The sequence below is a fragment of the uncultured Sphingomonas sp. genome, assembly GCF_913062585.1.
GTDB lineage: Bacteria > Pseudomonadota > Alphaproteobacteria > Sphingomonadales > Sphingomonadaceae > Sphingomonas.
In genome coordinates this window covers 51,352-71,553 of sequence record NZ_CAJXWX010000010.1, presented here as the reverse complement: position 1 = coordinate 71,553, position 20,202 = coordinate 51,352, and the positions used below count along the sequence as shown (strand labels likewise).

The window sequence follows — 20,202 nt, the reverse complement described above, 5'->3', positions numbered from 1 at the left end:
TTCCGGGTGAGGGTGGGGCGCGGCCTTCGACTGTGCTCAGGCTGAACGGGGGTTTGGACTTATACCCAACAGCCGTTCACGCTGAGCGAAGTCGAAGCGCACGCTGCAATCTTCGCCTCAAACCCCCGAATACCGCCCCTTCAACACCCGGTACGCCGCGCGCAGCGCATAGGCGTCGCCTCCCTTGGGTCGCCCCGGCTTACCCGATGGCCGCCAGGCGAACACGTCGAGATGCGCCCAGGTCGTGTCCTTCGGCACGAAGCGCCGCAGGAACAGCGCCGCCGTGATCGCGCCAGCAAAGCCGCCATCGGGTGCGTTGACCATGTCCGCGATGTCGGACTTCAGCATGTCGTCATAGCCGTCCCATAGCGGCAGCCGCCAGACGGGATCGTCCTCCGCCACGCCCGCCGCCAGCAGCTCGGCGGCCAGCGCCTCGTCATCGGTGAACAGCGGTGGCAGATCGGGGCCGAGTGCCACGCGCGCCGCGCCCGTCAGCGTCGCGAAATCGAGGATCAGCTCGGGCTTTTCCTCGCCCGCGCGGGTCAGCGCGTCGCCCAGGATCAACCGGCCTTCGGCGTCGGTATTGGTGTTCTCGACCGTCAGGCCCTTCCGGGTCTTCAGTACGTCGCCGGGGCGGAAGGCCGCGCCCGATATGGCATTCTCGACCGCCGGGATCAGCAGGTGCAGCCGGACGGGCAGCTTCGCCGCCATGACCAGCCCGGCCAGCGCCAGTGCATGGGCCGCGCCGCCCATATCCTTCTTCATCAGCCGCATACCTGCCGAGGGCTTGATGTCGAGCCCGCCCGTGTCGAAGCACACGCCCTTGCCGACGATGGCGATGCGCGGATGGCCGGGGTCGCCCCAATGCAGCTCGATCAGGCGGGGCGCGCGCTCACGCGTCGCGGCCTGGCCGACCGCGTGGATCATCGGATAGTCGCGGGCCAGGGCATCGCCGCTCGTCACCACGATTTCGGCATGATGGGCGCGCGCCAATATCTGCGCTTCGGCTTCCAGTTCGGCGGGGCCCAGATCGCCCGCCCCGGTATTGACCAGATCGCGGACCTGGGCGGTCGCGGCGGCGAGGCGGATCACCTCGTCCCGGTGCGCGACGTCGCGGGTCAGGAGGACGCGCGGCGCGCTATCCTCGGCCTTGCGATAGCGGGTGAAGCGATATTGGCCGAGCAGCCAGCCCAGCGCATTCGCACCGACCTCCGCCCCGTCGAGGCGATAGGTCCCCTCGGGCAGCGACTCGGCCAGCTTGGCCAGTGCCCAGGGTGACGTCGCATCGGCCGCCCCCGCGACCACGACGATCCCGTCGCCGTCGGGGATCAGCATATGGGTGTTCGGCTTGGCGGCGAAACGCTGGGCCGTCGCCAGCGCACGGGTCGCGACCGACTGGCGGGTCAGCCAGCCGTCGAAGGTCTCGGGCGGCAACAGCGTGATCGTCCGGGCAGGTTGGCCACGATCGGGCTGGAGCAGGGGGGCAAAGTCCATCATTCGGCGGGGCTCACCAGAAATTGTTCGATACGACCGTTTGGACCCGGCTCGGCATAGGTGCTGATCCGCAAGGTACGGCCGGGATAGGTCACGCGGTAGGACCGGTTGACGAACCCGCCGCGCAGCCGCGTGCGGCCCGCCTGCTCGATCTTGGTCGGCGCACCCAGCGGCGACAGGCTGGCCTGGTAGTCGGCGATGGTCGCCGGCGTGAAATAATAGGCCGCATCCTCGGTCAGCAGCGCCCGGTCGAGCTTACCCGCCTGGAGCTGCGCATAGACGTTCCTGGTCCGGTCGAGTGCTGCGGTATCCTCGGCACTGGCCTGGGGGGCGGGCAGGATGATCTGCGAAATGCCGTTGGCGATGCGGCTCTGGGCGTCGGCGAACCAGGCGTTGACCGCGACGACCACGGCGGCCTTGTCGTCGGGATAGACGATATTCTCGGTCAGGAAGCCGACCGCCTCGCCGCTATGTTCGATGAAGCGGCGGCCATTGGCGCTGCCGACACCGACGCCCAGCCCGTAATTGGTGCTGGACCCGTCGGTCAGCTTGACCGGCGTCTCCTGTTCCGCCCAGTCCTTGGGCGGCAGCAGCGTGCGGTTCATCCGGGCGACGTCCCATTTGGCCAGGTCCTGCGGCGACATGGACAGCTCGCCCGCCGCATAGAGCCAGCCCGAGGCCGCGGGCGTCTCGACGCGGACGGGGCCGAGCGCGTGGCGGAGATAGCCTTGCGGGAAGCCGGGGCCGACCGCCTTGTCCTGATCGAGCGCGCGGATGCCGAGCGGCTTGAAGACATGGGTCTGGAGGAAGTCGAGCAGGGTCTGGCCCGACACCTTCTCGACGATCATGCCCGCCACGACATAGCCGGTATTAGAATATTGCCACTGGATGCCCGGCGCGAAATCGAGCGGCGCCTTGGCCCAGCGGTCGACGATCCCCTGTGGCGTGGTCGGCGTCGCCATTGCTTTGAAGCTGTAATCCTGCGGCCAGTAATCGCGCAGGCCGGAGGTGTGGCTGAGCAGCTGGCGGATGGTGATCTTGTCGCCGTCGGTGATGCCGGGGACGTATTTCGACACCGTGTCGTCGAGCGACAGCTTGCCCTCATCGGCCAGCAGCAGGATCGCGGCGGCGGTGAATTGCTTGGATACCGAGGCGATCTGATAGGGCAGCTTCGGGTCCGCCGGGCCCGTCTGTCCCTCGAACTGTTTGCCATAGGCCTTGGCGAGGACGATCTTGCCGTCGCGCACCACCGCGATCGAGGCGGAGGGGACGCCGGTATCCGCCAGGGTCTTGCTGACCAGCGCGTCGATCTTCTGGGTTTCCGCCGGGGTCAGCGCCTGGGCGAACAGCGGGGCGGGCGCGACGAGCGCGATGGCCGCCAGCAAATAGGGGTATTTCATGGCCCCTAAGGAAGCAGGTTTGCCGGGGTGGTGCAACGGGTGTGCGGGCGTGGCCTTCGACTTTGCTCCGTATACATAAAGGCAACAACCCAACAGCCGTTAAGCCTGAGCGAAGTCGGAGGCCACGCTGCTCATCTGCCAACCGTGATGTGAATGGTTTTCCCTTGGCCTTCGACTACGCTCAGGCTGAACGGGGATGGGAGGCACCCGGCGCTTTTTCTAGCCCACCCCGGCGAAGGCCGGGGTCCAGTTGCGACGTTCTGCGTTGGAGACCCCGTGGCGCGCCTCGGACCGCTGGCGTCTGGACCCCGGCCTTCGCCGGGGTGGCGCCGTAACGGGTAAGGACATGGGGATATGACGACCGAACTGACCATCCTCGGCTGGTCGATCATCCTGCTGTTCGTCCATATCGCGCTGCAATCGCAGATGGCGACGCTGGACCGGGGGCTGGGCTGGAACGCAGGCCCGCGCGATGGCACGCCCGCGCCGCTCGGGCGCTATGCGGGCCGCGCCGAGCGGGCGTCGGCCAATTTTCGCGAGACCTGGCCCGTCTTCATCGCGCTGGTGCTGGGCCTGGCCATCACGGGCAGGAGCGGCGGGATCGCGGCGACCGGCGCGTGGGTGTGGTTCCTCGCGCGGGTCGCCTATGTGCCGCTCTATATCCTCGGCGTCCGCTATGTGCGGTCGCTGGCCTATCTGGTGTCGATGGCCGGGATCGTGATGATGCTTATCCGTTTCCTGTGACGGGCACGCCGTACAGGTCATGCTCGTCGGCATCCTCGATCTCGACCGCCACGATGTCGCCGACCGTCAGATGCCCGGCATCGCGCAGGAAGACCTCGCCGTCGATCTCGGGCGCGTCGGCCTGGGAGCGGCCGGTCGCGCCACCTTCCTCGTCCACCGCGTCGATGATGACGGGCAGGGTGCGGCCGACCTTGGCGGCGAGCTTGGCGGCGGAGATGGCGGCGGTTTTTTCCATGATCCGCGCGTAACGCTCTTCCTTCACCGCCTCGGGGACGTGATCGGGCAGCGCATTGGCGGCGGCGCCCTCGACGGGCTCGAAGCGGAAGGCGCCGACTCGGTCGAGCTGGGCTTCATCGAGCCAGTCGAGCAGATATTCGAAATCCTCTTCGGTTTCTCCGGGGAAACCGACGACGAAGGTCGAGCGGATCGCGATGTCGGGGCAAATCTCACGCCATTGATGGATGCGTTGCAGCACCTTGGCATCGTTGCCGGGGCGCTTCATGCGGCGGAGCACGGACGGCGCGGCGTGCTGGAACGGAATGTCCAGATAGGGCAGCACCAGCCCTTCCGCCATCAGCGGGATCACCTGATCCACATGCGGATAGGGATAGACATAGTGCAGCCGCACCCAGGGCGCGATCTTGCCCAGTTCGCGGGCCAGATCGGTCATGTGCGGCACGACCTCCTGCCCCTTCCACATCCGCGGCTCGCGGCGGATGTCGATGCCGTAAGCCGAAGTGTCCTGGCTGATGACCAGAAGCTCGCGCGTGCCCGCCGCGACCAGCTTCTCCGCCTCGCGCAGGATCGCGTCGGGGCGGCGGCTGACCAGGTCGCCGCGAAGGCTGGGGATGATGCAGAAGCTGCACCGATGGTTGCAGCCCTCGGAAATCTTCAGATAGCTGTAATGGCGCGGGGTCAGCTTGAGGCCCGCATCGGGGATCAGGTCGATATAGGGCGACAGGTTCGCGGGCGCGGCGGCGTGGACGGCCTCCACCACCTGCTCATATTCATGCGCGCCGGTGATGGCGAGCACGTCCGGGAAGCGGGTGCGGATCGCCTCGGCCTCCTTGCCCATGCAGCCGGTCACGATGACGCGGCCGTTTTCCTTGATCGCCTCGCCGATCGCCTCCAGGCTTTCCTCCTTGGCGGAGTCGAGAAAGCCGCAGGTGTTGACCAGCACGACGTCCGCGCCCGCATAGTCGGGCGACATCTGATAGCCATCGGCGCGCAGCTGGGTCAGGATGCGTTCGCTGTCGACCAGGTTCTTGGGACAGCCGAGCGAGACCATGCCGACACGCGGCGGAGTAGGGAGTTTCGTTGCCATGGGATGCGCTCGCACATAGTCCAGATCGGACCGCTTTTCCAGATGGCGGGATCGTCATGTGGTCGACACCGCCGCAGGATCGCGGCATGAGGACGCAGAATGGGAGAGGGTGAGACGATGCTGGCGATCGGATTGATGTCGGGAACCTCGCTCGATGGCGTCGATGCGGCCTTGATCGAAACCGACGGCGAGTCGCTGGTGCGGCCCATCGCCTTCCGGTCCGAAGCCTATTCGGACAGCGCGCGTGGCGAGCTGATTGAGGCGACGGCGCTCGCGCTGACCTTCGACCGGCCGCGCGCCAGCCCGCCGATCGTCGCGGCGAGCGACCTGATCGTGCGGACCCATGCCATGGTCGTGCAGAAGCTGCTCCGCGATGCCGGGGTCGAGGCGAGCGCGGTCGAGGTGATCGGCTTTCACGGACAGACGGTCGCGCATCGCCCCGATCGCGGCTGGACCTGGCAGATCGGCGACGGCCAGGCGCTGGCCGATGCGACGGGCATCGTCACCGTGTCCGACTTCCGCTCGGCCGATGTCGCGGCGGGCGGGCAGGGAGCGCCGTTGCTCCCCGTCTATCACGCGGCACTGGCGGCGGGGCTGGAGAAGCCGGTCGCGATCCTGAACCTGGGTGGGGTGGCGAACATCACCTGGATCGGCGGCGAGGGCGCGGTCGTCGCCTTCGATACCGGGCCCGCCAACGGACTGATCGACCATTGGATGGAGGCGGAGACCGGCCAGCGTTACGATGCGGACGGCGCGCTGGCAGGGATCGGGCGGGTGGAGCTCACCGTGCTCGATACGATGATGGACAATGAGTGGTTCGACCTCGCGCCGCCCAAGTCGCTCGACCGCAACGACTTCTCCATCCAGCCGGTCCGGGGCCTGTCGGCGGCGGACGGGGCGGCGACGCTGACCGCCTTTACCGCGCGCACCGTCGCACGCGCACTCGACCATCTGCCGGAGCGACCCCGGCGCTTGCTGGTCGCGGGCGGCGGGCGGCATAATGCGACGATGCTGGCGATGATCGCGGCGGAAACCGGCCTGACGCCCGAGCCGAGCGACGCCCTTGGCTGGAACGGCGATGCCATGGAGGCGGAGGGTTTCGCCTATATGGCGGTCCGGCGCTTGAGCGATCGGCCGATCAGCTTTCCGGGCACGACGGGCGTGCCCGAGCCGATGACCGGCGGCGTGATCCACCGGCCGTCCGGGACATAGGTTATCGCCGCTTCGTCCGTTCCGCGGCGACCTTGGCGGGGATGGGGCAGCCATCCATCTCCCGCACGACCGGGAACTGGGCCTCGGCGTCAGGCAATTCGTTCAGCTTGCGCAGATCGACCGTCGGGGCGCGGCGGCTGATGCGCCGTTCCTTCGGAACGCACCGGTCGGGCACCTGGCCGATAGTCGGCATGGCGGAGCCGGGTAGCCCCAGTTCGGCGACGAGCGCGAGCGCGACGAGCAGCATGGTCCAGATCCTCCCTTTTGTCGGAAAGATCCTACACCGTCATGTTATCGCGGACAATCAGCGCGCGACATAGGCGTCGATCAGCGCGCCGACATAATCCGGCTTGTCGCTGGTCAATTCGGGCGCGGGGCGGCCCTTGCCATAGATGAAGCCGTAAATGGGGTAGGTCGAGCTGCCCAGGCCGTCCGAGTCGCGGAACCAGACCTTGACCATGCTCCAGTCATTGGCCGGGGACACGTCGAACAGCGTGACGTCCTGCTCGGCATGACCCCGTTCGCCATTCTGGCGCGACCAGTTGGCATGGGTCAGCATCAGCACCCGGTCCTCGACCACGCGGCTGACCACCGCGACATGGCCGAGCGGCAGGCGGCTGGTTTTCTCGAAGACGACGACCGCCCCGACCCGCGGGCTATGGCCGCGCGGATATTTGCCCTCCGCCTGGCCCCACCAGGTCCAGGCGTCGCCATAGATGGGTATGCCGGAGGCGGCGCGTGCGAAGGGGACGCACTGTCCGACATAGTCGAGCAGCGAACGCGCATCGGCCGGGCGGGCGACCGTCAGTGCGCAGAGCGATAGGATTGCCTTGGACACCATGCCTTTCATGGCGGTGACGCTATCCATTGCCGGTTTAACTAGCGACTGTTTGCTTTGGTAAACGGGATATTAGGTATTTTATTCGTGGCTTATACGCGATGAACCGTGAAACCGGCCTATCCGCGGCGCGCGCTCGCCCGCGCTTCCAGCAGGTCCCAGAGGCCGCGATGCTGGATGAGCAGCTGGGTCGCCCCGAAGCCGCGCGCCCGCGCCAGGCCGAGCGTCGTCTCGTCCTCGGCGAAATCGAGCAGAGGGTCCGGCATGGCGTTGCCCGGCACCGTCACGCCGAACCGCAAAGCGGCCTGATCCAGGACCTGGCGGATGGATTGCCAGTCGAGAATAAGGGCGGAGACGGCCCCCGTCGCGCATCCCCGGCGATCCGAATTGGCCAGCATCTCCAGCGTCTGGCGAAGCTGGGTCAGCGCCGCATCGGTCTGCGCCTGGCCCGGCGTGGAGGGAAGGGGCCCGGCGGCCGAGGTCAGGCCGGCGAGGTAGGCGCGCTCATGGGAAAAGGCGGTGGACGACTGGATCAGCCACGGCAGCGTCTCAATCTGGATTCCGCGGGCCATGGCATAGTCGATCATGCACGGATGATTGCCATGGACCGCACACACCGCATGAACCGCGTCGGTCAGGTCGTGAAGCAGCACATGGGGAAGCAGAAGCGACTGGACATACGGATGCCCGGCACTGCCCAGGCGCGCCAGAATCGCCCGTACGTCACCGCGTCGATCGTCCTGAATGTCCAATGCCGTGATGATCGCCATGTCCGTTCCGATAATGCGCCGTTCACGGCACCATGACAGGTCGTCCCGGTGTCGCGCCCGAACAGTCGGCCTAGAGACTTTTCGTTAACGGCCGGTTTACGAAATCAAAAACGTTTCCGTAACGAATCATATCCTTTTCTTTGCACGGCGAATCGGTCCGGAAATGCGGTGTTTGGCGATGCCGCTTGCCGGATCGCGGCGGCGTCGCGATAACGCCGGACCAATGGCCGGGCGATGCCCCGGCGCGTTCGAGGTCTGGAGTCGTATGAATGCGCAAATGGGTGTTGGGTCTGGCATTGGCGTCTGTGGGGGCCTCGATCGCGATCGGATCGGGGAGCGCGGCCATGGCCGCTGAGACCCCGGCGAAGCAGGGCGAACTGACCCTGGCGCGCGTCTTCGGCAGCCCGGACCTGTCGGGATCGCAGCCGCGCGGGCTTCGCCTGTCGCCCGATGGCACGCTGCTGACCTCGCTGCGCCCCCGCGCCGACGAGAAGGAACGCCTGGACCTCTGGGCGCGCGACACGCGCACCAGCGAGGAACGGATGCTGGTCGACTCCAAGAAGGTCGGCTCGGGCGCGGAACTGTCCGAGGCCGAGAAGATGCAGCGCGAGCGCGCGCGCATCGGCGGGTCGAAGGGAATCGTCGCCTATGACTGGGCGCCCGACGGCAAGTCGATCCTGGTGCCGCTGGACGGCGACCTCTATCTCGCCAGCCTGGACGGGCAGGTCCGTCGCCTGACCAACACCCCCGGCGGCGAGCTGAATCCGATCGTCAGCCCCAGGGGTGGTTTCGTCAGCTTTGTGCGCGACCAGAATCTCTGGGCCATGCCGTTGGCGGGCGGAGAGGCGCGTGCGCTGACCACCGAAGGCGGCGGTACCGTCCATTTCGGCGAGGCGGAGTTCGTCGCGCAGGAGGAAATGCACCGCTTCACCGGATACTGGTGGAGCCCCGACGAGCGCTATATCGCGGTCGAGCGGTTCGACGACGCGCCGGTCAAGGTCGCCGTCCGTGCCGCCATCGGTGCGGCCGGCACCAAGGTCTATGAACAGCGTTACCCCGCGGCGGGCACGCCCAATGCGCTGGTCGACCTGTACGTGATGAAGGCGGACGGGGCGGGCCGGGTGAAGGTTGATCTGGGCACCAACCCCGACATCTATCTGGCGCGTGTCGACTGGACGCCGGACGGCAAGACCCTGCTCGTCCAGCGCGAGAGCCGCGACCAGAAGACACTCGATATGCTGCGTGTCGACCCGACCACCGGCAAGTCGACGGTGCTGTTCACCGAGCGGTCGGGGCAGCGCAGCTGGCTGAACCTGTCCGACGCCTATCGCCCGATGAAGGACGGCAGCCTGATCTGGCGGTCGGAGCGCGATGGCTATGGCCATCTCTATCACTTCGCGAACGGCCAGTGGACGCAGCTGACCAAGGGCCCCTGGGTCGTCACCAATCTGGTCGGCGTCGACGAGGCCAAGGGCCGGCTCTATTTCACCGGCCTGAAGGACGATGTCCTCGAACAGCATCTCTATGCCGTCGACATCGCCCAGCCCAATGTCATCACCCGCCTGACCGAGCGCGGCTATACCAACAGCGCCACGATGGATTCGTCGGCCAGCCGCTTCATCGTCTCGCGCTCCAGCCCCAGCCAGCCGACCCAGGTCTATCTGGCCGATACGACCGGCAAGCGGCTGAGCTGGATCAACGAGAACGCCATCGTCGCGGGCCATCCCTATGCGCCCTATCTTGCCAGCCACCGCGAGACGAAGTTCGGCACGATCAAGGCCGATGACGGCACGACGCTCTATTGGGAGATGATCACCCCCAAGCTGGAGCCGGGCAAGCGCTACCCCGTTTTCTTCCAGCATTATGGCGGCCCCGGCACCGGCCAGCAGGTGACGCGCGGCTGGCAGGGCGCACTGCCACAATATCTGGTCGACCAGGGCTGGATCTTCTTCCAGATCGACAATCGCGGCTCGTATAATCGCGGCAAGGCGTTCGAGGATGCCATCTATCACGCGATGGGCACGGTCGAGGTGGCCGACCAGTTGGCGGGGGCGAATTATCTGAAGACGCTACCCTTCGTCGATGCGGGCCGGATCGCGACCTATGGCTGGTCTTACGGCGGCTATATGTCGATCAAGATGCTGGAGAAGACGCCGGGCGTGTACGCCGCCGCCGTGTCGGGCGCGCCCGTCACCGACTGGCAGCTCTACGACACCCATTATACCGAGCGTTATCTGGGCGATCCGCGCACCGACCCGCAAAGCTATGCGACGTCGCAGGCGATCACCGCCGCGCCGAAGATCCATGATCCGCTGATGCTGATCCATGGCATGGCGGACGACAATGTCTTCCTCGACAATGCGACCGCCTTCGCCGCCGAGATGCAGAAGACCGACACGCCGTTCGAGATGATGCTCTATCCCGGGCAAACCCACCGCGTCGGCGGACCGGGCGTGTCCGAGCATCTGTGGCATACGATCCTGAACTTCCTGGACCGGACCGTGAAGGACAAGTCGGCGAAGTGATCCCAATCCTCCCCGGCACGGGGAGGGGGACCATGCGCAGCATGGTGGAGGGGGCTGGCCGCTAGGGTAAACCCATGCGGCACGCCCCCTCCGTCAGCGCTGGCGCGCTGCCACCTCCCCGTAACGGGGAGGATGTACGGATTTGACCATGGCATTCCTGAAGACCTTCCACCTCTGGCCCTTTCTCGACACGGTGGTCAGCTATCTGACCGCCTTCGTCCTCGGCACGCTGATCGGCGCCGAACGGCAATATCGTCAGCGCACGGCGGGCCTGCGCACCAATGCCCTTGTCGCAATCGGCGCGGCGGCGTTCGTCGATCTGGGGCAGCGGCTGGGCGGCGATGTCGAGTCGATCCGCATCATCGCCTATGTCGTCTCCGGCATCGGATTTCTGGGTGCGGGCGTCATCATGAAGGAGGGGATGAACGTCCGCGGGCTGAACACCGCCGCGACCCTCTGGTGCTCGGCGGCGGTCGGCTCGATCGCGGGCAGCGACATGGTGGCGGAGGCGGTGCTGCTGACCGTCATGGTCCTGGTGGCCAATACCGCGCTGCGTCCGCTGGTCGACGCGATCAACCGTATCCCGGTTGAGGGACGCCATGTCGAAGCGACCTATTCGGTCAGCTTGACCACCAGTGCGGCCGAGGCGGGGCCGGTCGGCGATCTGCTGGTCGAGCATCTCGAGGGCGCCGGCCTGCCCGTCGGCGAGCTGGATATCGAGGAACAGGGCGACGAACAGGTCCGGGTGATGGCGGTGCTGACCGCCACCATCGTCGAGGCGGCCGAACTGGACCGGATCACCGACCATTTCCAGGCGGTCCATGGCATCGCCCACGCCACTTGGCGCGCGAGTACCCACGACTGAGGTCATGGCCCGACTTTATGCGGGCGCTATGCGAAAGGCCGGAATCGCTCTCGCATTGCTATGCGGGCCCCGATTAGCCGCTGGGCCGTCGAAGGAGGCGGTATGGCGGCACGGGTTCGGACATGGTGGCAGGCATGGGCGCTGCGGTTGCTGGGGCTCGGGCTGTGCGTGCTCGCCTGGCGGATGATCGCGCATCTGGTCGTCATGGTGTCGCATGGCGGCCGCGCCGGACTGGCCGGATATGCGGTCGCGACGCTCGGTTTTCTGGCCGGTAGCATGGGCAGCGCGTTGACCGTGCTGGGCGGCCACATCTTTGTTGACGAGGTACGGGTTAGCGCGCGCTGGCGGCGGGTCTGAGCGGTCGGCGCCGCCGACATTATGCCACCGCTATGCGATAGCCGGAAATCGCTCTCGAAACCCTATGGGGCGGGGCGTAGCTGATGGCGGCGGGCGATGGTTCGCCCGATCGGCAGAGGTTGCAAGTCCTTATGCGTTCCGATGTTTCCCCCGAGCCCGTGCCCCCGTCGCGGCTCATCTATGTCGGCCAGGATCGTGACGGTCACTGGCTGGTCCAGGATAGCGAGGGCCAGTTGGAGGGCCGTTTCGTTTCTCGCAGCGCGGCGATGCGTTACGCCGCCGAGGAGGCCGAGATCTATCATGCCAGCGTGGCGATCGCGACCGATACGCTGATCCCGCTGGTGTCCTTCGATCCCCTTCCGCTGTCGCAGGCCGCGTGATGCACACCATGACGCGATACCGACACGATCCCCGCTGGCCAGCCGTCGAGGCGGCCTTGTGTTCCTTGCGCGAGCGGCGTCGCCGCGCCGTGCGGATCGTCGACGCCGATTGCGGCGCTGGCGGTTTCCTGATCGCGGTGGCCGAACGGGCCCGCGCGATGGGCTTCACCGCGATCGAGGGGCGCGGCATCGGCGGCTCGCCCGCACTGATCGGTCGCGCCCGCGCGGCGGCGCTCCGGCACCGCGATGCGGGCATGGGCCTTGTCTTCGAGCGCGCCGATCCGGTCGATGCCCTGGCGAGCGAGCGGGAATTCCCGGCGGATATCGTGATGTGCCACCGCCATGGCGGTCTGGCACCCGCGCTGGCGGCGGCGGGGACATCGGTGATCGGCGATCCGGTCGAGGGGCGATGTGCCCGGGAGATCACGGCATGACGGGACGGGATATGGCCTGGCGTTCGCTGGGCGGCGCGATGATGCTGGGTGCAGCGGCGGCCACCCTCATGGAGCCGAGCGGATCGCTGCTCGCGCTGTTCTGGTTCCTGGTCGCGCTGGGCGGCATGACCTTGTTGCTGAACGGCAAGCGGCTGGTCCAGGCGCTTCGGGCCGAGCGGCGCGGCCATTATCACACGGCGGAGGCGATCCATGCCGCGCGCCTGCGTCGGGGGCGGCGGTCGTGACGGATGGTCCGGGCTTTGCCCTGCGCGGCGGCGTGCTGCATGCCGAAAGGGTTTCGCTGGTGCGTATCGCCGAGGCAGTGGGCACGCCGACCTATGTCTATTCGGCGGGTGCCTTGCGGGCGGCGGCGCGGCGCTTCCGGGAGGGGCTGGCACCCGTCCCGCGCAAGACGCTGGCCTTTGCGGTAAAGGCCAATCCGTCACGCGCCGTCCTGACGCTGCTGGTGGACGAGGGGTACGGTGCCGACATCGTGTCGGGTGGCGAGATGGCAGCGGCGCTGTCGGCGGGTATTCCCGCGGGCGGCATCGTCTATTCGGGCGTCGGCAAGACGGTGGGCGAACTCGCCCAAGCGCTGCAGGCCGGGGTCGGCCATATCAATCTGGAGGGCGAGCGCGAGGGCGAGGTGCTGGCCGCGCTCGCCCAACTGTCCGAGCGACATGCGCCCGCGCTGCTGCGGGTCAATCCGAATGTCGACGCAGGGACCCATGCCAAGATCACGACCGGGACCAGCGACAGCAAGTTCGGGGTGCCGATCGCCGATGCGCCCGGCATTTATGACCGGCTGGCGGCCCGCCCCGGCCTGATGCTGCACGGCGTGGCGGTCCATATCGGCAGCCAGATCATGGGACTGGACGCGCTGGAGGCGGCCTATCGCCGGATCGGCGAACTGGTCGCGGCGCTGCGCGCGCGAGGGCATGGCATCACCCATGTCGATTTGGGCGGTGGCCTGGGGGTCGACTATCGGGGCGGGGCGGATGCCGATGTCGTGGCATATGGCGCGATGGTCGCGCGGGTCACGCGCGACTGGGACGTGACGCTGATGTTCGAGCCCGGGCGCTATATCGCCGCCCATGCTGGGGTGCTGCTGACCCGCGTGCTGTGGGTCAAGCCCGGCGAGCCATGCCCCTTCGTCGTGCTGGACGCAGGCATGAACGACCTGGCCAGACCCGCGCTTTACGATGCCTGGCACGAGGTCGCGGCGGTCGCGCCGAATGGCGCCACGATGCGGGCGCATGTCGTCGGCCCGGTCTGCGAAAGTAGCGACCGGTTCGCCAAGGCACGGCTGATCGACCGGGTGGGCGAGGGTGATCTGGCGGTGATCCGCGACACGGGTGCTTACGGCGCGTCCATGGCATCCTGCTACAACAGCCGGGCGCTGGCGGCGGAGGTGATGGTAGAGGGCGACCGCTTCGCCGTCATCGCGCCCCGTGTGGCGGCGGCCGATCTCCGTCCGCAGACCATACCCACTTGGTGGCAGGTGCCAGCGCTGGGACAGGCCGCCTAAACCCCGGCTTGCCCGTCCCCAATGCGCACTTTTCGCAAAGCCGGTGGACGTGTCCGCGCAATGTCGCTACCGGCTCAGGCTTCCGAGTGGAGGGTTGAATGGGTTATCGCGTGGTGGTCGCCGGGGCGACGGGCAATGTCGGCCGGGAAATGATCAACATTCTGGCGGAGCGGGAATTCCCGATCGACGAGCTGGCGGTCGTCGCCTCGTCGCGCAGCCAGGGCGACCAGATCGAATATGGTGAGACCGGCAAGATGCTCACCATCAAGAATATCGAGCATTTCGATCCCACCGGCTGGGACATCGCGCTGTTCGCGATCGGCAGCGACGCGACCAAAGTCTATGCGCCGAAGTTCGCGGCGGCGGGCTGCGTCGTGATCGACAATTCGTCGCTCTATCGCATGGACCCGGACGTGCCGTTGATCGTGCCCGAGGTGAACCCGGACGCGATCGACGGCTACACGGCCAAGAACATCATCGCCAACCCCAATTGCTCGACCGCGCAGATGGTCGTGGCGCTGAAGCCGCTGCACGACAAGGCGACGATCAAGCGCGTCGTCGTCGCCACCTATCAGTCGGTGTCGGGCGCGGGCAAGGCGGGCATGGACGAGCTGTTCGAGCAGAGCCGCAACATCTTCGTTGGTGACCCCGCCGAGCCCAAGAAGTTCACCAAGCAGATCGCCTTCAACGTGATCCCGCACATCGACAGCTTCCTGGACGACGGCTCGACCAAGGAAGAGTGGAAGATGGTCGCCGAGACCAAGAAGATCCTGGACCCCAAGGTCAAGGTGACGGCCACCTGCGTCCGCGTGCCGGTGTTCGTCGGCCATTCCGAGGCACTGAACATCGAGTTCGAGAACGAGATCTCGGCCCAGGAAGCCCAGGACATCCTGCGCGAGGCGCCTGGCGTCATGCTGATCGACAAGCGCGAGGACGGCGGATACGTGACCCCGGTCGAATGCGTCGGCGACTATGCGACCTTCATCAGCCGTGTCCGCGAGGATTCGACGGTCGATAACGGCCTGTCGCTGTGGTGCGTGTCGGACAATCTGCGGAAAGGCGCCGCGCTGAACGCCGTGCAGATCGCCGAACTGCTCGGCCGCCGTCACCTGAAGAAGGGCGACTGACGATCCGGCCTGCCTTGGCTTGCATTCAAGGCGGTCTTTTCTTTCCCTCTCCCCTGGACAGGGGAGAGGGTTAGCGGAGCTTGCCAGCTTTGCTGGCTAGCGCAGCTTGGGTGAGGGGGCGAGCGAGCCTTCGGCTCGCGCGCGCTTCGCGCACCCACCCCTCACCCAGCGCCGACTAAGCCTTTGCTCTCGCAAAGACCAACTCTGCGCAACCCTCTCCCCTCAGAGAGGGGCGAGGGAGCAATGGCCCCCCCCCGAGTGGCGACCGTGCCTGAAGATGCAGCCGAAACGGAGGCATCGCCGCACGACCACTTCGTTACGCCGACCTAACGATGGCATGACAGGGGCCGGATCGCCTTCGCAGCGATCCCGCCCGGCATCCATCGGAGCGGGTTATGCGCTGGGCGTTGCGGGGCGTGATCGCCCTGATTTTGGTGTGCGTGGCGGCCGAACTGGCGGCGCGCCATTATGGCTTCGGCCGGCCGCTTCTCTATCGTCCGGCGCAATCGGGCTATGAGATGGTGCCCGACCAGCATCTCGAACGGCTGGGCCACACCATCACCGTCAACCGGATCGGCACGCGCGGTCCCGAGGTCGCGGCGCGTCCGGCGGCGGATACGCACCGCATCATCGTGCTGGGCGATTCGGTCGCCTATGGCGGCGCGATGATGAACGACGACCAGACCTTTCCCGCGGTCGCCCAGCGGCGCCTGGCCGAACAGGGCCGTCGCGCGGAGATCGTGAACGTGTCGGCGGGCGGCTGGTCGCTGTTCGACGAGGTGCGCTGGCTGCACCAGCATGGCCTGTTGGGTGCCGAAACGATCGTGTGGACGATCAACCATATGGACCTGGATCAGGGGCCCAATGATTCGAGCCAGATCGGACGCAATCCTGCTTTCCCCGGCCATAATCCGCCCTTCGCGCTATGGGAGGTCGCGACCCGCTATGTCGTACCGCGCCTGGGGCTGGGCCGCAGCGGGGCCGATGCGGGATCGGGCGACGGGGCGACCGTCGATCCGGTCTGGGAAGCGCGCGTCCAGCAGCAGGTGCGCCAGTTCGTCGATCAGGCGGCGCGCGACCATCTGCGCCTGATGGTCCTGTACCATGACGGTCGCGAGCCGCTGACGCCTGCGCGTCAGGCCGCCAGGGACCGGCTGTTCGCGATGTTGTCGCAGGCGGGGGTGCCCGTCACCGTCACGCAGGTCGACCGCAAGACGATGTTCCAGGACAATATCCACCCCAATGCGGCGGGTGCCGAGGCGATCGGCGGGCAGGTGGCAACGATGCTGCGATCGGCCACCTGAAGTCTTGGGTCAGCCGCCGGTGTAGAGACCGGGGCGATGCCAGGCGAAGAGGATCAGGCTGATCGCCGCCGCGCTGATGGCGGACCAGATAAGCTGCTGGCCGGTGACGACGGGGATCGCCATCGACAGGATGACCACGTCGAGCGCGACTTGGGTCAGTCCCATGTTCCAGCCCCGCTTGCGATAGAGCCAGATGGTGATGACCCCGGTCCCCCCGACCCCGGCCTGATGCCGGGCGAGCGACAGGATGCCCATCCCGATTACGGTTCCCCCGACCAGCGCGGCAAAGGCCGGGTGGACGGCATCGACATGCACCGAGACGCGCGTGACCGCCGAGGCGATACCGATGCCGATATTGACCAGCACTGTCTTCACCGCGAACCGCGCGCCCATCACCTTGTGCGCGAATAGGAAGAAGGGGATGTTGACCAGCGTGAACAGCACGCCCGCCGGGAGCGGGATCAGATAGGACAGGAGCAGTGCGACCCCTGCGATCCCGCCCGTCACCAGCCCCGCCGCCTTCAGGAACACCAGCCCGACGATCAGCAGCGTGCAGCCGATGAAGATCGCATAGGCATCCTCGAGCAGGCTGTGGGGGCGCCCGATCGGGCTGGGCAGAGGCTGGGCGTCGGGCGCGGTGGCTGCGGTCATGGGGATCCGGTTTATGGTCCGGCATCCGCTCCCGTTGATCCTGCTTCTCGGCGGCAGTGGCAGAGCATCTATCGCAATTCGCCGCGAAGGCCAATCATCCCCTAACGCAGCCACCACCAGCCCAGTCCGACGATCCCCGCCAGCGCATAAAGCCCACCCTGGGCGCGTAGTAGATAGCCCCCGCCCAGCACTGCCGTCGCGCCTAACGCGCAGGCCGCTACCCGGTCTGCTGCGATCCGCTCCAATATGAGGAGCGCGCTGATCAGATTGGCCAGCGCGTTCACGGCGATCCAGGCATAGGACGGAAAGGCGCCGATCGACCCGATCAGCGGCAGCTTGATCGTCGCAAAGCCCCGCATCGTGCCGGGAAACAGGTCGGCGGCCAGATGGAAGCCCACCCCGAACCCCAGTCCCGCCGCGACCGGCCAGGTCCGCGCATCGAGCGTCGCGATATAAAAGGGCAGTATGCTGTGGACCAGCGCACTACGGTGCTGGAGTTGGAGCGGCGTGTCGAGATCGGGCAGCCGCGTCCCCGCCGCCGTCGCCGCTGCCACGGTCGCGATCAGCATCCAGGGGCCACCGCCACCGGCGAAGGCCAGGATCACCGCGACAAGAAGGAACAGGGATGCTGCCATGGGCGGCGGCTAACTGCTTGTACCCCTTTTGTCCATGTCGGTGGCCCATGCACGATCAGAAAAAAGCACGGATTCCCGCCATTTTGTGGAGGACTGGTGACACCGGGACTCAGGGCGGCTCGGTGATCCGCACAGACAGGGAGGTACAATTATTTGAGGGTGGCCGATCATCGTCGCTCCGGCATAGTCGGCGCCATGACCATGCAGGCCAAAGCGGGTGTCGGCGCGCTGACCGACCGGGAGAAGCAGACGCTGCGCCTGATTGTGCGGGGGCACGACGCCAAGTCGATCGCGCGCGAGCTGAACCTGTCGGTCCACACGATCAACGAACGTCTCCGCGATGCCCGTCGCAAGCTGGCCGTGTCGAGCAGCCGCGAGGCGGCACGCATGCTGCTGGCGGTGGAGGGGGAAACGCCGCTGCCGCCCCCCGAATATCTGGGGGACACAAGGATCGGGGACGACCGGCCCTGGCCGATGACGGATGAAGGCCCGGCGCCGGTCGTCGGCGTGGAGGCCGGCATCCGCCGCCCCCGGATCATCATCGGAGCGACACTCATGACCCTCGTCCTTGGCCTGCTCGCGCTTGGCGGCCTGACCCATATGACCGCCGCACCGCCGCAAGCGGCCCCATCGGCGGCCACCGATCCAGCGGTGGTCGAGGCGGCGCAGCGTTTCGTGCAATTCATCGACCAAGGCCGCTGGGCCGACAGCTATCGCCTGACCACGAACAGCTTCCGCAAGCTCAACACCGAGCAGGTCTGGGCCGCGACCTCCGAAAAGGTGCGGACGCCACTGGGTCCGGTCGTGTCACGGACGCTGCTGAGCCAGGACGACATTCCCGCACCGCCCGCCGGTTATAAGATGGTGCGGTTCAGCACGCGCTTCGGCACCTCGGCCCCTGTTGTCGAAACGGTGACGCTGGAGCGCGAGAATGGGGATTGGAGGGTTGCCGGGATTTATGTGGGCTAGGGCCGATCGACATTCATAACGCTTCTTCTTTCCCTCGCCCCTGGACAGGGGAGAGGGTTAGCGAAGCTTGCCAGCGTGCTGGCTAGCGCAGCTTGGGTGAGGGGTTGAGCGAGCCCTGCGGGCTCGCGCGCTCGGTCCCCGAGCGCCCACCCCTCACCCAGCTCCGACTAAGCCTTTGCTACGCAAAGACCAAGTCTGCGCAACCCTCTCCCCTCTGAGAGGGGCGAGGGACGAATAGGCATGGCCGAATGTCGATCCGGCCTAGCATTACAGTTGCGTTCTTGATTATGTTCTGAATCAATGGGTGACCATGACGAGGGAGGTCGTGGTGACGGGGGCATCGATCGAGGCTACGCTGGAGCTTTGGGCATCATCGCTGAGCGAGGTGAAGGCGCGGATGCGGCCCTTGTTCAGCCAGGCGCGTGTGGCGGCATCGGCGAACAGCTTCCTGGATGGATTGCTGGGCGACGAGCGCCGCAAGACCGGGTGGATGCGCGCCGAGGCGGCGGGCGATGCCGGGCCATGGCGGCAGCAGGCGATCCTGGGCCGCGGGCGGTGGGATGCGGATGCGCTGCGCGACATCGTGCGCGACTATGCCGTCGAACATCTTGGCACCGATGATGCGGTGCTGGTCATCGACGAGACCGGGTTCCTGAAACAGGGCAAGGCGTCATGCGGCGTGGGGCGCCAGTACACTGGGTCGGCCGGCAAGGTGACCAACTGCCAGATCGGCGTATTCGCCGCTTATGTCTCGACCAGGGGCCATGCTTTCGTTGACCGGGCGCTTTACCTGCCCAAGAGCTGGACGGCTGACCCGGCCCGCCTGGCGGCCGCGCATGTGCCGGAGGGCACGGCATTCGCCACCAAGCCGGCGCTGGCGGTGCAAATGATCGAGCGCGCGATCGCCGCCGACATGCCGTTTGCCTGGGTCGCGACGGATGCGGTCTACGGCGTCGGCGACATCGAGCAGACCTTGCGCCGTGCCGGCAAGGGCTATGTGCTGGGCGTGAAGGGCGACCATCGCTTTGGCTCGTGGGGCGACAAGCCGGTCGTCGCGGGCACCGCCGCGCAGATCGCAAATGACCTCGATCCTGCTGCCTGGCAGCGTCTGTCCGCGGGTCAGGGCACCAAGGGCGAGCGCGTTCATGACTGGGCCTATTTCGAACTCGCCGACCTCGAAGCCGACGAATATGTCGACGGCGCAGTCGGGACATGGACCAGAGGGCTGTTGATCCGCCGCCACGTTGCGGGTGATGACCTTGCCTTCTTCACGACTTAGGTAGCCCGGCCGGCACGACCATCGAAACCCTGGTCGGGGTGGAAGGGCATCGCTGGGCCATCGAGGACAGCTTCGAGACCGCCAAGAATGAACTCGGCCTCGACCACAACGAAACCCGCTCCTGGCATGGCTGGCACCGGCACGTCTCGCTCGTCATGCTGGCCTTCGCGATGCTGGCGGCCATTCGCACCCGCGCCAATGCCGCGCCCCCAAAAAGAGCTCGAACGAAACCACGGACCTGATACGCTGGTCCGTCCAGGAAATCCGTCGCGTCGTCATCCGGCTGGCCCAGCGGCGCCTCGAGCCTCGTCACGTCATCGCATGGTCATGTTGGCGACGCGCCCATCAAGCTGCCGCTCGACGCGC

At 66.8% G+C, this 20,202-nt stretch carries 20 protein-coding genes and 1 pseudogene; 13 read left to right on the top strand and 8 right to left on the bottom strand.

Translation table 11 applies throughout. The annotated features are described in order from the left end of the window. Positions 1–117: 117 nt before the first annotated feature. Both QZ546_RS08790 and QZ546_RS08785 read right to left on the bottom strand, forming a co-directional pair. Complete coding sequence (locus QZ546_RS08790) at positions 118–1,497, bottom strand: M17 family metallopeptidase (RefSeq protein WP_294236220.1); 1,380 nt, start codon at positions 1,495–1,497, stop codon at positions 118–120. Beyond that, entirely contained in the window at positions 1,494–2,894 is a 1,401-nt protein-coding gene (locus QZ546_RS08785; RefSeq protein ID WP_294236218.1) for a serine hydrolase, read from the bottom strand. The genes QZ546_RS08790 and QZ546_RS08785 overlap by 4 nt, the downstream gene beginning before the upstream one ends. A 354-nt stretch (positions 2,895–3,248) precedes the next feature. Here QZ546_RS08785 and QZ546_RS08780 point away from each other — a divergent pair, with 354 nt between their 5' ends. Next, positions 3,249–3,638: an MAPEG family protein gene (locus QZ546_RS08780; protein WP_294236216.1), complete on the top strand. Its 390-nt coding sequence runs from the start codon at positions 3,249–3,251 to the stop codon at positions 3,636–3,638. On the opposite strand, the gene rimO is transcribed toward QZ546_RS08780, so the two are convergent. After that, a complete protein-coding gene (rimO, locus tag QZ546_RS08775; protein WP_294236214.1) occupies positions 3,622–4,962 on the bottom strand; it encodes a 30S ribosomal protein S12 methylthiotransferase RimO in 1,341 nt (446 codons plus the stop codon). The genes QZ546_RS08780 and rimO overlap by 17 nt on opposite strands. Positions 4,963–5,079: 117 nt before the next feature. Here rimO and QZ546_RS08770 point away from each other — a divergent pair, with 117 nt between their 5' ends. Then, entirely contained in the window at positions 5,080–6,174 is a 1,095-nt protein-coding gene (locus QZ546_RS08770) for an anhydro-N-acetylmuramic acid kinase (protein WP_294236308.1), read from the top strand. Position 6,175: 1 nt separating this feature from the next. Here the strand turns inward: QZ546_RS08770 and QZ546_RS08765 are convergent, their stop codons facing one another. The 3 genes from QZ546_RS08765 to QZ546_RS08755 all read right to left on the bottom strand — a co-directional run bounded on the left by QZ546_RS08765 (position 6,176) and on the right by QZ546_RS08755 (position 7,782). Next, a complete protein-coding gene (locus QZ546_RS08765) occupies positions 6,176–6,421 on the bottom strand; it encodes a hypothetical protein (protein ID WP_294236210.1) in 246 nt (81 codons plus the stop codon). Between the two features lie 57 nt (positions 6,422–6,478). Then, positions 6,479–7,024: a CHAP domain-containing protein gene (locus tag QZ546_RS08760; RefSeq protein WP_294236209.1), complete on the bottom strand. Its 546-nt coding sequence runs from the start codon at positions 7,022–7,024 to the stop codon at positions 6,479–6,481. Positions 7,025–7,131: 107 nt separating this feature from the next. After that, entirely contained in the window at positions 7,132–7,782 is a 651-nt protein-coding gene (locus tag QZ546_RS08755) for a hypothetical protein (protein WP_294236208.1), read from the bottom strand. Between the two features lie 344 nt (positions 7,783–8,126). Here QZ546_RS08755 and QZ546_RS08750 point away from each other — a divergent pair, with 344 nt between their 5' ends. The 9 genes from QZ546_RS08750 to QZ546_RS08710 all read left to right on the top strand — a co-directional run bounded on the left by QZ546_RS08750 (position 8,127) and on the right by QZ546_RS08710 (position 16,302). Then, positions 8,127–10,307 (top strand): S9 family peptidase, encoded by a 2,181-nt coding sequence (locus tag QZ546_RS08750; RefSeq protein WP_294236207.1) that lies wholly within the window; start codon positions 8,127–8,129, stop codon positions 10,305–10,307. A gap of 148 nt (positions 10,308–10,455) precedes the next feature. Continuing rightward, positions 10,456–11,172: an MgtC/SapB family protein gene (locus QZ546_RS08745; RefSeq protein ID WP_294236206.1), complete on the top strand. Its 717-nt coding sequence runs from the start codon at positions 10,456–10,458 to the stop codon at positions 11,170–11,172. A 102-nt stretch (positions 11,173–11,274) separates the two neighbouring features. Beyond that, positions 11,275–11,529 (top strand): hypothetical protein, encoded by a 255-nt coding sequence (locus QZ546_RS08740; protein WP_294236205.1) that lies wholly within the window; start codon positions 11,275–11,277, stop codon positions 11,527–11,529. Between the two features lie 131 nt (positions 11,530–11,660). Further along, positions 11,661–11,909 carry a hypothetical protein gene (locus tag QZ546_RS08735; protein ID WP_294236204.1) on the top strand — a complete coding sequence of 83 codons (249 nt, stop codon included), beginning with the start codon at positions 11,661–11,663 and terminating at the stop codon, positions 11,907–11,909. An 8-nt stretch (positions 11,910–11,917) separates the two neighbouring features. Continuing rightward, entirely contained in the window at positions 11,918–12,343 is a 426-nt protein-coding gene (locus tag QZ546_RS08730) for an SAM-dependent methyltransferase (protein WP_294236203.1), read from the top strand. Then, positions 12,340–12,588: a hypothetical protein gene (locus QZ546_RS08725; RefSeq protein WP_294236202.1), complete on the top strand. Its 249-nt coding sequence runs from the start codon at positions 12,340–12,342 to the stop codon at positions 12,586–12,588. The genes QZ546_RS08730 and QZ546_RS08725 overlap by 4 nt, the downstream gene beginning before the upstream one ends. Next, a complete protein-coding gene (gene lysA / locus QZ546_RS08720) occupies positions 12,585–13,871 on the top strand; it encodes a diaminopimelate decarboxylase (protein ID WP_294236201.1) in 1,287 nt (428 codons plus the stop codon). Before QZ546_RS08725 ends, lysA begins: the two co-directional genes overlap by 4 nt. A 98-nt stretch (positions 13,872–13,969) precedes the next feature. Then, positions 13,970–14,998 carry an aspartate-semialdehyde dehydrogenase gene (locus tag QZ546_RS08715; protein WP_294236200.1) on the top strand — a complete coding sequence of 343 codons (1,029 nt, stop codon included), beginning with the start codon at positions 13,970–13,972 and terminating at the stop codon, positions 14,996–14,998. Positions 14,999–15,393: 395 nt separating this feature from the next. Continuing rightward, complete coding sequence (locus QZ546_RS08710) at positions 15,394–16,302, top strand: SGNH/GDSL hydrolase family protein (protein ID WP_294236199.1); 909 nt, start codon at positions 15,394–15,396, stop codon at positions 16,300–16,302. Positions 16,303–16,311: 9 nt separating this feature from the next. On the opposite strand, the gene QZ546_RS08705 is transcribed toward QZ546_RS08710, so the two are convergent. Beyond that, positions 16,312–16,953, bottom strand: a complete 642-nt coding sequence (locus QZ546_RS08705) for a YitT family protein (protein WP_294236198.1) — start codon at positions 16,951–16,953, stop codon at positions 16,312–16,314. 101 nt (positions 16,954–17,054) lie between these two features. Then, positions 17,055–17,588: a hypothetical protein gene (locus QZ546_RS08700; RefSeq protein ID WP_294236197.1), complete on the bottom strand. Its 534-nt coding sequence runs from the start codon at positions 17,586–17,588 to the stop codon at positions 17,055–17,057. Between the two features lie 195 nt (positions 17,589–17,783). Between QZ546_RS08700 and QZ546_RS08695 the strand changes: the two genes are divergently transcribed. Both QZ546_RS08695 and QZ546_RS08690 read left to right on the top strand, forming a co-directional pair. After that, positions 17,784–18,557, top strand: a complete 774-nt coding sequence (locus QZ546_RS08695; protein WP_294236196.1) for a DUF4019 domain-containing protein — start codon at positions 17,784–17,786, stop codon at positions 18,555–18,557. Positions 18,558–18,867: 310 nt separating this feature from the next. Next, positions 18,868–20,078, top strand: a pseudogene (locus tag QZ546_RS08690) (IS701 family transposase). Positions 20,079–20,202 lie beyond the last annotated feature (124 nt).

Coding starts and splice junctions, on each gene's coding strand:
- QZ546_RS08790 (WP_294236220.1), bottom strand. CDS start 1,497: ATGATGGACTTTGCCCCCCTGCTCCAGCCCGATCGTGGCCAACCTGCC.
- QZ546_RS08785 (WP_294236218.1), bottom strand. CDS start 2,894: ATGAAATACCCCTATTTGCTGGCGGCCATCGCGCTCGTCGCGCCCGCC.
- QZ546_RS08780 (WP_294236216.1), top strand. CDS start 3,249: ATGACGACCGAACTGACCATCCTCGGCTGGTCGATCATCCTGCTGTTC.
- rimO (WP_294236214.1), bottom strand. CDS start 4,962: ATGGCAACGAAACTCCCTACTCCGCCGCGTGTCGGCATGGTCTCGCTC.
- QZ546_RS08770 (WP_294236308.1), top strand. CDS start 5,080: ATGCTGGCGATCGGATTGATGTCGGGAACCTCGCTCGATGGCGTCGAT.
- QZ546_RS08765 (WP_294236210.1), bottom strand. CDS start 6,421: ATGCTGCTCGTCGCGCTCGCGCTCGTCGCCGAACTGGGGCTACCCGGC.
- QZ546_RS08760 (WP_294236209.1), bottom strand. CDS start 7,024: ATGAAAGGCATGGTGTCCAAGGCAATCCTATCGCTCTGCGCACTGACG.
- QZ546_RS08755 (WP_294236208.1), bottom strand. CDS start 7,782: ATGGCGATCATCACGGCATTGGACATTCAGGACGATCGACGCGGTGAC.
- QZ546_RS08750 (WP_294236207.1), top strand. CDS start 8,127: ATGGCCGCTGAGACCCCGGCGAAGCAGGGCGAACTGACCCTGGCGCGC.
- QZ546_RS08745 (WP_294236206.1), top strand. CDS start 10,456: ATGGCATTCCTGAAGACCTTCCACCTCTGGCCCTTTCTCGACACGGTG.
- QZ546_RS08740 (WP_294236205.1), top strand. CDS start 11,275: ATGGCGGCACGGGTTCGGACATGGTGGCAGGCATGGGCGCTGCGGTTG.
- QZ546_RS08735 (WP_294236204.1), top strand. CDS start 11,661: ATGCGTTCCGATGTTTCCCCCGAGCCCGTGCCCCCGTCGCGGCTCATC.
- QZ546_RS08730 (WP_294236203.1), top strand. CDS start 11,918: ATGACGCGATACCGACACGATCCCCGCTGGCCAGCCGTCGAGGCGGCC.
- QZ546_RS08725 (WP_294236202.1), top strand. CDS start 12,340: ATGACGGGACGGGATATGGCCTGGCGTTCGCTGGGCGGCGCGATGATG.
- QZ546_RS08715 (WP_294236200.1), top strand. CDS start 13,970: ATGGGTTATCGCGTGGTGGTCGCCGGGGCGACGGGCAATGTCGGCCGG.
- QZ546_RS08710 (WP_294236199.1), top strand. CDS start 15,394: ATGCGCTGGGCGTTGCGGGGCGTGATCGCCCTGATTTTGGTGTGCGTG.
- QZ546_RS08705 (WP_294236198.1), bottom strand. CDS start 16,953: ATGACCGCAGCCACCGCGCCCGACGCCCAGCCTCTGCCCAGCCCGATC.
- QZ546_RS08700 (WP_294236197.1), bottom strand. CDS start 17,588: ATGGCAGCATCCCTGTTCCTTCTTGTCGCGGTGATCCTGGCCTTCGCC.
- QZ546_RS08695 (WP_294236196.1), top strand. CDS start 17,784: ATGACCATGCAGGCCAAAGCGGGTGTCGGCGCGCTGACCGACCGGGAG.